Source organism: Brevibacillus fulvus, assembly GCF_016908525.1.
GTDB lineage: Bacteria > Bacillota > Bacilli > Brevibacillales > Brevibacillaceae > Brevibacillus_G > Brevibacillus_G fulvus.
The window spans coordinates 272,500-279,801 of the sequence record NZ_JAFBEB010000005.1; the positions used below are offsets into that span (position 1 = coordinate 272,500).

6 protein-coding genes, 1 pseudogene and 1 riboswitch are annotated in these 7,302 nt (G+C 41.2%); of the genes and pseudogenes, 2 read left to right on the forward strand and 5 right to left on the reverse strand.

What is annotated here, in order from left to right; all coding sequences use genetic code 11:
- Window positions 1-98: 98 nt before the first annotated feature.
- Both JOD01_RS09805 and JOD01_RS09810 read right to left on the reverse strand, forming a co-directional pair.
- Window positions 99-1,415 carry a hypothetical protein gene (locus tag JOD01_RS09805; RefSeq protein ID WP_204518137.1) on the reverse strand — a complete coding sequence of 439 codons (1,317 nt, stop codon included), beginning with the start codon at window positions 1,413-1,415 and terminating at the stop codon, window positions 99-101.
- A 1-nt stretch (window position 1,416) separates the two neighbouring features.
- Complete coding sequence (locus JOD01_RS09810; RefSeq protein ID WP_204518138.1) at window positions 1,417-2,028, reverse strand: hypothetical protein; 612 nt, start codon at window positions 2,026-2,028, stop codon at window positions 1,417-1,419.
- Between the two features lie 335 nt (window positions 2,029-2,363).
- Here JOD01_RS09810 and JOD01_RS09815 point away from each other — a divergent pair, with 335 nt between their 5' ends.
- Window positions 2,364-3,008, forward strand: a complete 645-nt coding sequence (locus tag JOD01_RS09815) for a sugar O-acetyltransferase (protein ID WP_204518139.1) — start codon at window positions 2,364-2,366, stop codon at window positions 3,006-3,008.
- Window positions 3,009-3,050: 42 nt separating this feature from the next.
- Here the strand turns inward: JOD01_RS09815 and JOD01_RS09820 are convergent, their stop codons facing one another.
- From JOD01_RS09820 to JOD01_RS09830, 3 genes are all read right to left on the reverse strand, one after another.
- On the reverse strand, window positions 3,051-3,605 hold the full coding sequence (locus tag JOD01_RS09820; RefSeq protein WP_204518140.1) for a TetR/AcrR family transcriptional regulator: 555 nt from the start codon (window positions 3,603-3,605) through the stop codon (window positions 3,051-3,053).
- A 501-nt stretch (window positions 3,606-4,106) separates the two neighbouring features.
- Window positions 4,107-5,048 carry a GGDEF domain-containing protein gene (locus JOD01_RS09825; RefSeq protein WP_204518141.1) on the reverse strand — a complete coding sequence of 314 codons (942 nt, stop codon included), beginning with the start codon at window positions 5,046-5,048 and terminating at the stop codon, window positions 4,107-4,109.
- Window positions 5,049-5,102: 54 nt separating this feature from the next.
- A complete protein-coding gene (locus JOD01_RS09830) occupies window positions 5,103-5,984 on the reverse strand; it encodes an EAL domain-containing protein (protein WP_204518142.1) in 882 nt (293 codons plus the stop codon).
- Window positions 5,985-6,195: 211 nt separating this feature from the next.
- Window positions 6,196-6,294, forward strand: a riboswitch (purine riboswitch).
- Window positions 6,295-6,343: 49 nt separating this feature from the next.
- Between JOD01_RS09830 and JOD01_RS09835 the strand changes: the two are divergent.
- A pseudogene (locus tag JOD01_RS09835) lies at window positions 6,344-7,207 on the forward strand (MFS transporter); the annotation flags it as partial.
- Between the last annotated feature and the right edge of the window lie 95 nt (window positions 7,208-7,302).

The following is a 7,302-nucleotide window of genomic DNA, read 5'->3' on the forward strand; positions in this document are numbered from 1 at the left end:
GCATCCTGATTGACTGTGACTGAAAAAAAGCGGGATTGTTGGGAAAATCATAAAAAAAGAGCGGATGGAAGTCCGCTCTCCGTTTGTAAACAAAACAGTTACCGTCTTCTGAAATGGTTCATCACATATTCCACCAATTCGTCTACCGCGCCAAATGTGTTCCCCACTTCAATCAAGTTTTCTGTTCGGTAGATCTCTTCATCCATTCCGAAAAATTGCATTACATGAGAAAACCGCTTCATGACGTCCGGATACACGACTACTTTTTTGCAGGAGCTGTTGGCGATAATTTCACAAAAGCCGCTCCTATATGACACGACATATCCCGCTTTTTCTGTTACTGCGATCGCATCGCGAAACTCAAAGTATAAGGGGATCGTTCCTTTGATCGGCGTCTCTTCCCTAGTACAGTTTGTACAAACGACATACTTTTCCTTTTGCAACTCTTCTGCCAAAACCTCCCAAAAACGCCAGTCAATTTGGGCGAGACTATTTACATAAGGCGCCAAAATGACGGTGTTGCCAGGCTCTAATCGGTTTTCCTGAAACAATTTATGCAACTCTTCTGCTCGGTTTACGATGTTTGGTTTATACGGTTTATCGTTTTCATCTAACCCAAACAGGCCGTATTTAAACTCATCAATAAAGTTTAATCCTTTATAGCCATCTACATAACTGTAAAAATGAAAATGCGGAAAATACGGATGAAGTGTTATTACCTTTTCCGGAAACAGTTTGGCAAAAGCAGCAAGGTTGTCGCTATCCTCCAAAGATAATGCTTCTACATAGTCGATATCAAACATGCTGGCGGTGCTGGCGGCAGATTTTCCGATCACCGTTAATAAAATTGGCTTTTGTTGCAAATCAAGCTTGTCTGGTTTATTCAAATACGTTTTTAAATAGGAGCAAAGGATGTAGACATCCCCGTTCGGTTTTTTCGGACACATAAAAAAGGATACTTCGCCGTACCTGTCGATGATCTTTTGGTAAATCTCATATCCTTTCCGCACTTTTTCTTCCGCTTTTTTGAAGGCCTCTTCCGACAAGTCGAAGTTTACATCATGATGATTCATATCCATCACTTGAAAGATATGTTTGCCTTCGGTATACCCCATGCTCTCCAGTTGCAATTTCATTTCATGGTAATACATCGATGCAATTAGCACTGCGGCATCATCTCGAAAAGCGCCCAACAACTCTTCCGGGAAGGAGATCACTGTATTAAGAAAATCTTTGCCGTGCATCCGCTTATTGTTGTCAATAATTCCACCAATAGCAACACCCTTCCGGGCAAGATGATTTACCATGACTTCCGCAGTCTTGTTCGCGCCAAACAGAATAATATATTTCTTGTCCAACAACTTATTGTGCACAAGAGTATCAAGGTTTTGTTTGAGTGTTTTCCAACTGTTCATGTTATTTCATACACCTCGGAATATCTGCCCCATCGTAACGATGATCCTGCATTGTTCGACCCTCTCCCTGTGACCAACTTTCGGATACGCCTAAAGCGCTTTGAAAAAAAGCTGCCACATCGGGATCTGTTCCAGAATAAAATTTCCGTTCTTCTTTCACAAATTCCTCGTTTTGATAGAGACCCAAGCTGACCAATTCTTCCAAGGTAATTCCTTTCTTGCCAATCAAGTTTTCACCCGTTCTCCCTTGTGGTCTGGCAAACGACATAATCACCAGCTTATCGGTAAACATATAGAGAGAGTAAAATTTAATCAGACTGTTCAGCTCGTCTTCCGACAGGTCGATACAGCCTTCCAGCCGATTGGTGAACAGCGGATACGCTTTTTTTACTTTTTCATCTAACGTCACCAAATAGATTTTCTCCGCCTTTTTATTTGCCGCAAATTGATCCAGATAAAGAAGCGAAACATAATTAAGTTTTGCATCGAGAGAAGGCATTACAATAACATAATCGCGATTTCCAAACTTCAGTTTTTCCGTTAATGCTATCCACAGCCTTCTTCCTTCATAAGCCTCGGACAATCTGTTTTGTACCTCGGTCATCAAATCCATCCGCCGTTCCTCCGATCTAATAAAAAACACTGTATTATCTTTATCGGTTACTTGGGTGCCGAGCAATGATTCATTCATTTTTCTTATGGAATTCACAAATTTCGCCGATATTTTAATATAAACGTATTCCCTATGCGAAGAGCTCATTTTGCAGCAGACGTAAAACAGCTTAAATTATTATACCTTTTCGCTTTTGTTTAAGGAATTGTCTTCGCTAAGCGGGTAAATATTCTCCACTCGGTCGGTTGCTGACTCCCCAATAACATCCTGTGTAAAGTGACGGTCACAACTAAGAATCTCAGTGAATCTGTATCGTAGTAGAACAGGGGGCTCTTATGAGAACGGAAAAAGAAAAAATGTTGGCTGGAGAAATGTATGATCCTCGAGATCCTCAATTAGGGAGAGATCGTGTCCAGGTCAGACTTCAGTTGAAAATTTACAATGAAAGTTTAGAAACAGAATTTCACAAGCGAACAACGATATTAAAAGCGATTCTCGGTTCCACGGGAGAAAGAATTGTAATTCAACCAAATATCCGATTTGATTATGGCTATAACATACATGTGGGTGAGAACTTTTTTGCCAATTTTGACTGTGTCATTTTGGATGTTTGTAAAGTAACCATTGGAGATAATTGTATGCTTGGGCCAGGGGTGCACATCTATACTGCTACGCACCCGCTAAATCCATACGAGCGAAATACAGGATTGCAATACGGAAAACCGGTGACGATTGGCAACAATGTATGGATCGGCGGTGGTTCAATCATTAACCCCGGGGTAACAATCGGGAACAACGTTGTCGTCGCTTCAGGCTCGGTTTCATCAAAGAAATCCAATTATAACAGGTTATCTGTAACGCTAATTCAAGGGCCATCCTTTTGCGGGATGGCCTCGTATGTTTGTAAACCCATCTTAGTTGCAGCAAGAGCCCTTTCACCCGTGCCGACGGTCCTGATCGCCCAGTGGCTGTTCAATTAAAAATGCCTCGCTCACAGCCGCTTGCGCACGGGCGTTCCTTCTCTAAACAAATACCATATCCAGAAACGACTCGATAAGCTCGATTGGCTCATTCAGTCCTTTTTCAGCTTCGGAATGATCAGCAGCATGTAATTCAACCAGACCATGCATGAAAGCGAACATGATGGCGGTTGATTGATTCGGTGATTTACGGGTATTTCCTGCCTGTTTCAGGCAACTTTCTACAAGTTCGTAAACCACAATGGCAGATGCATAAATGTCGGGGTATTGCGCTTTATCCCACTGCTTTTGAAACATCAACCGGTAATGTTCATAGTTATTTATACCAAATTCAAAATACGTCCGGAGAATGGTGTTCAATCGTTGACGGGGATCGCTTACGTTACCCGGCAGCTGGCGCATATTGCTATGTAGCACCTTAAAGTTTTCAGCTACAACCGCCGCCAGCAAATCCTCCTTGTTTCGAAAATGTCTGTACATGGCGCTTCGAGATAGATTCATTTCTTTTCCAAGCTCGCGCATACTGACCGCGTCTATGCCTTTTTGCGCTATCATTTGTCCGGTGATGTGAATCAGCTTTTGTCTTGTATCGCTCATACTAACCTCGGGTAACATCGATTTGTCTTGCCCATATTTTATACACAGATGTTGACAGTGTCAACAGAGCGCCAGTATAGTCGCTGTAAGTTGACGATGTCAACATCCATTGCTATTTGAGTACCACCACATCATGGCTGGCTATAGCCAAAGGAGCGTGTCGAAGATATGAGATCACATCGACAGACGGTTATTATTACAGGCGGAAACTCGGGATTGGGATATGAATGTGCAGAACAAATTGCCAAGTATGACAAAAATGTTTGTATTGTCCTTGCTTGCCGAACGCAGCGAAAGCCAATCAAGTAGTAAACTCATTAATCGCAGAAACGAATCATCGCAACATAACGTCCTTGGAGCTTGATCTTTCCTCTTTGGAATCTGTAAGAAGTTCAGCCAGTTCACACAAATGAATTTTCCCCCTTTATATGCGGTCGTCTGCAACGCTGGAGTACAGTTTGTCGATAAAACCCATTATACAAAAGACGGTTTCGGTGAAAGTTATATATTTACAAAAAAACAACTTCCGCTCACCTTTTTACAATGTTTTTTAACGACCGCCGCATATTCCCCCAGTTCCTCCACATTGTTAAAGGAGCGGTCCTGATTCGTGACAATAGCGATCGATAAGGATACAAGGGGTATCTTTTCTTTAATACCCTGTCGATTTTCTGCTACCACAAATTGTTGTGATTGATGGTCGGGGTGGTAAAAATCTCTAATCATCTCGTCAAAATCTTTGATGATTTCATTGCAGATTGATAAAAAACAAGAGTGATTCAGAACCGCAATAAAATCATCGCCGCCAATATGCCCTAAGAAAGCGCCTTCTTTAACCAACGTTCTCTTAAGTAATTCCGCGGTCGCTTGAAGAAGATCATCGCCTTTTTTAAAACCGTATGTATCGTTATAAGCTTTAAAATTGTCCAAATCGAAATATAGAATGCTAAATCGCTCCTGTTGGATGATTTCTTGCAATTTTTCATCAATCATGTGGTTTCCCGGCAGTCTGGTAAGCGGATTCAAAAAGCTGGCGAATTCTACCTGAACTTCAACCAACTTCATGAGTAATCGTTGAATGCTGACAATACCAATATATTTATTTTCCTTGGTCACAATTACATAATCATACCTGTCGTCTTCCTCCCTTTCCATTGCCAATTTGCTGACTTCTGTTATGGATTGGAAGTAATCAACGATGAGCGGCTCTTTTTTTACGACCAGATCAATCGACCTGCCCATAAAAAGATTATAACCATATTGCGTCCCTATTTTTTGGTAAAAGCTCGTTCTCGTTATAAGAGAAGTGGGTAATTCTTGATTTACGACAACTATTCCCTGTATCTTCGTATTCTCACTAAAAATCTCATGCACCGCTTTACTTACTACATTTTGAGAAACACAGGGTACTGGTTCGATAATATCCCCAATATACGCTGTCATATTTTCCACCTTCTACTGATAACATTCGTTTAGAATATAGAAGATTATTGCTTGTCATGATTCGCAGCAAACGTGCGGAATCCTTCCTAATCTTAATTCCTCTTGCGGTTTGCCTATCGCGTATCCTTGACCATAGTGTACTCCTTGTTGACGTACAAAGTCGAACTCTTCCTTCCTTTCGATTCCTTCGGCAATTGTTTCCGAAGAAGACCGCTTCGCATAATCTATGATTAATTTGACCAACTGCTGCTGTTCTAAATTTTTATCTATATTTTGAATAAGCGACCTATCCAGTTTTATAAATTCCGGTTTTAAATACACCAAACTTTTGAGACTATTGTAACCAGATCCGACATCATCGATCGCAATGCGAAATCCTTGTGAACGGTAATTGGAAAGGACCTTTTCAAACAGTGTAAAATCTGTCACAGCACTTTTCTCTGTCAACTCAAAAACAACCTGGCTTGGTTTGATCCCGAGTTCAGTTAAAATTTGAAGAGTTTCCCCACTTTGATAATGGGAATCAAGTAAAACATGCGGGTGGATATTAAGAAAAAGCAGCGTATTTTTGGGGTGCTCATTGCGATGCAATCGATCTTTAAAACGTTTAAGCGAAAGATTCCTGCAAAAACATTCAAACAAAAACACCTGGTTCGATTTCCCGACAAATTCATAAAAGGATTCTGTATTTGGAAATAAATCCGTTATGGCAGGACGATTCAACGCTTCATACCCGATCGTGTCTCCTGAGTCTAATTGAATAATAGGCTGGAAGTATGTATCCAGCGCATTCTGCTTCATGATGTTTCGTAATTCCTTCAATCTCTTATAATAAAAGATTTCTCGTTTTCTTCTGTTGTTTAAATACTTAAAATATAAGCAAAGGGTACTCGTCTCAATTTTTGCCAATAAATCAGTATTTATCTGACTGGACATTTTGTTGCACCCACTTTATTAAGGATACTCAATAGTTTACCTATCCTGTGTTAAAAGAGTGTGAATTCGGTATGGAATCTCGGTAGTATTTTGCTTGGATTCTCACGGCCCATGTCCTGCCTGGCGGTGATGTCATCCCCGAACAGGGACCTCGAAATTCAACACTTGAAAAATGCGTTGATAGCTAGTACACTGTTCAAAGCGCTTCCCTTTTAAAAAAATAAATAATACCTGTATAACCTCAGAATATGGCTTGAGGGTCTCTACCAGGAACCATAAAATCCTGATTACAGAAAATGACACATTCATTTTTTGTAATCAGGATTTTTTATTTTCGCAAGAAAGGATATAACCAAGATATGAATGGAAAAGTTTTTATTCTAGCATTATCAACTGTTGCCGTTGGACTCGTTGAATTAATTATTGGCGGAATCCTTCCAGCTATCGCCATCGACTTGAACATCTCCTTGAGCTCCGCTGGACAATTAATCACCGTTTTCGCCCTGGTTTATGCTGTGTCCGGTCCTGTGCTGCTCGTTATCACCAGCAAAATCGAGCGCAAAAAGTTATATCTTCTCTCCTTGTTGATCTTTTTCATTGGCAATATGATGACCTGTTTCAGTCCGAATTTCACCTTTATGATGGCTGCGCGGATTTTAACTGCCATGAGTACAGCACTGATCGTTGTCCTGTCTTTAACCATCGCTGCCAAAATCGTTTCACCGGCACACCGGGCAAAAGCTCTCGGTCTCATTTATATGGGCATCAGTTCATCACTGGTCATGGGCGTGCCGCTGGGAATTTTACTATCGGATAAATTCGGCTGGCGCATTCTTTTTCTGGGGATTGCAATTTTATCGATAGGTTCGTTCATACTGATTTCCATCTTGTTGCCGCGAGTTGCCGGGGAAAACACGCTTCCGCTTTCCCAACAAATAAAGGCAGTGGGCAGCTTAAAAATCGGCAGTGCACATTTGGCAACTATGTTTATGCTGGCTGGACACTATACGCTTTATGCGTACTTTACGCCCTTTCTGGAAACGGTGCTTCAGCTTGATTCCGGTTGGATCAGTTTATGCTATTTGTTATTTGGAATAGCGGCGGTAAGCGGCGGAGCATTCGGGGGGATTCTCTCCGATTCGATCGGGGCACAAAAAAGCATCCTTGTGGTCATCGTTTCATTTGCCCTTGTGCTCTCCTTCATCCCATTCACCACTTTTTCATGTTTTTGGCAAGTAAGAAATGTAGCAAATGGCAATTAAAAATGTACCACTTGCCAACCCCTAAATTATTTACCGTGTAATAGCGATTCTTTGTA

Coding starts and splice junctions, on each gene's coding strand:
- JOD01_RS09825 (WP_204518141.1), bottom strand. CDS start 5,048: ATGACAGCGTATATTGGGGATATTATCGAACCAGTACCCTGTGTTTCT.
- JOD01_RS09810 (WP_204518138.1), bottom strand. CDS start 2,028: ATGGATTTGATGACCGAGGTACAAAACAGATTGTCCGAGGCTTATGAA.
- JOD01_RS09815 (WP_204518139.1), top strand. CDS start 2,364: ATGAGAACGGAAAAAGAAAAAATGTTGGCTGGAGAAATGTATGATCCT.
- JOD01_RS09830 (WP_204518142.1), bottom strand. CDS start 5,984: ATGTCCAGTCAGATAAATACTGATTTATTGGCAAAAATTGAGACGAGT.
- JOD01_RS09805 (WP_204518137.1), bottom strand. CDS start 1,415: ATGAACAGTTGGAAAACACTCAAACAAAACCTTGATACTCTTGTGCAC.
- JOD01_RS09820 (WP_204518140.1), bottom strand. CDS start 3,605: ATGAGCGATACAAGACAAAAGCTGATTCACATCACCGGACAAATGATA.